The following is a 1,823-nucleotide window of genomic DNA, read 5'->3' on the forward strand; positions in this document are numbered from 1 at the left end:
GGTGCGGGCCGGCAGCGACAGCACGAACAGCACCGCGATGAACGACAGCAACGGCAGCAGGCCGCGGCAGATGGCGAACAGCACTTGGCGGGTGATCTGCATCGCGCGATGCTGGGTGCGCCCGATCAGCACGCCGAAGCCCGCCAGCATGCCGGTGGCCAGGGCGATGAAGGCGTCGCTGCCGAACAGCTCGTGGAAGAAGTCGACCTTGACCATCCGGAACAGCGCTGCCCACAACCACAGCAGCAGCCAGGTCAAGCCGGTGAACACCGCCGCCAGCACCAGCGTGAGTCCGTTCTGCCAGGCACGTTCGAACAGTGCGCCGTAGTCGGCCCGCCAATGACCGGCGTGCAGGCGGAACTGCCACCAAGGCAGGGCAATGAACGTGGCAACCGCCAGGCAGACCGAGAGCGGAACCTGCAGCCCGGCCGCATACAGCGCGGTTTCTCCGCTCAGGTTCCAGGCGGCCCAGGCCGCCAGAGCAAGCACCAGCAGCGAGGCCAGCCCGGCGTGCAGCCACAGGCGCCAGGCCTTCAGATCAATCAGCGTCAAGGCCACCGCGGTGGGCACGGTCAATACCCAGGCATACCAGCAGTAGCGCCAGCCGATGTCCCGGAACGGCCATTGATCGGCCAGTTCCTGGGCGGCGAAAAGCATCAGCCCCTGCAGCAATGCGATCAACACGATCATGCTGCGGGTGGGCCATGACAGCGTTGCGTCCTGCTGCATCGGGTCGTCCTCCTTGCAAGAGCGCCATCCTAGCCCATCCCTTCGCGCCCGCATCCGGTTGCAGCGGTTAGAATGACACCCATGCCAGTAACGCCGACTTCCCTCGCCAATCACCTGCTCGTGGCGCTGCCGTCGCTGATCGACGCCACCTTCGCCCGCACCGTTGCGCTGATCTGCCAGCACGACGAGAACGGGGCAATGGGGGTGCTGGTCAACCAGCCCTCCGAGTACACCCTGGGCGAAGTGTTGGCGCAGATGGACATCGCGACCGGCGATGGCGTCCTGCAGGCGCGTCCGGTGCTCAATGGCGGGCCGGTGCATCCCGAGCGCGGCTTCGTCATCCATGATGATGCGCGCGCGTGGGATTCCAGCCTGATCGTCGGTGACGGCCTGTACCTGACCACCTCGCGTGACATCCTCGAGGCGATGGCGCGCGGCGAAGGCCCGGCCAATGCCGTGGTCACCCTGGGCTGCGCGGGCTGGAGTGCCGGCCAGCTGGAAAGCGAACTGTCCGAAAACAGCTGGCTGACGGTGCCGGCCGACGCCGAACTGGTGTTCCAGCTGCCTCTGGAACAGCGCTGGCAGGGCGCCGCGTCGCGTATTGGCGTCGATCTGTTCCGGCTGACCGATTACAGCGGCCATGTCTGAGCCGGCCCTCATCCGTCGCGATGGCACCGTGCTCGGTTTCGACGTCGGCTCGCGCCGGATCGGTGTGGCGATCGGCAGTGCGTTCGCCGCGCATGCGCGCGCCGTGGCCGTGGTCGATGTTCACGGCAATGGTCCCGACTGGGCGGCGATCGAACGCCTGCTCAAGGAATGGAAGCCCGATGGCCTGGTGGTTGGCGATCCGCTGACCCTGGACGGCCAGGACCAGCCCAACCGCAAGCGCGCGCAGGGCTTTGCCCGCCAGCTGCGGGAACGTTTCAAACTGCCGGTGGTGATGATCGACGAGCGTTCCAGCTCGGTCGAGGCTGCCCGCCGCTTCGCCGTCGAGCGCGCCGAAGGGCGCAAGCGTCGTCGCGATGCGGCCGCCCTCGATGCCGTGGCCGCGGCGGTGATCATCGACCGCTGGTTGTCGTCGCCGGACGACGCCA

Annotated in this window: 2 protein-coding genes and 1 pseudogene; 2 read left to right on the plus strand and 1 reads right to left on the minus strand. The window is 67.4% G+C overall.

The window, feature by feature from the left end:
- Positions 1 to 729, minus strand: a pseudogene (locus tag AB4Y84_RS20710) (DUF4153 domain-containing protein); the annotation flags it as partial.
- Positions 730 to 810: 81 nt separating this feature from the next.
- Here AB4Y84_RS20710 and AB4Y84_RS20715 point away from each other — a divergent pair.
- Together AB4Y84_RS20715 and ruvX are read left to right on the plus strand one after the other, a co-directional pair.
- On the plus strand, positions 811 to 1,377 hold the full coding sequence (locus tag AB4Y84_RS20715) for a YqgE/AlgH family protein (RefSeq protein ID WP_394196044.1): 567 nt from the start codon (positions 811 to 813) through the stop codon (positions 1,375 to 1,377).
- Positions 1,370 to 1,823: Holliday junction resolvase RuvX (gene ruvX, locus AB4Y84_RS20720; protein ID WP_442250824.1), on the plus strand; the 454-nt coding region annotated here is incomplete at its 3' end. The genes AB4Y84_RS20715 and ruvX, both read left to right, overlap by 8 nt.

The sequence above is a fragment of the Stenotrophomonas sp. 2YAF22 genome (assembly GCF_052114665.1).
GTDB classification, from domain to species: domain Bacteria; phylum Pseudomonadota; class Gammaproteobacteria; order Xanthomonadales; family Xanthomonadaceae; genus Stenotrophomonas; species Stenotrophomonas indicatrix.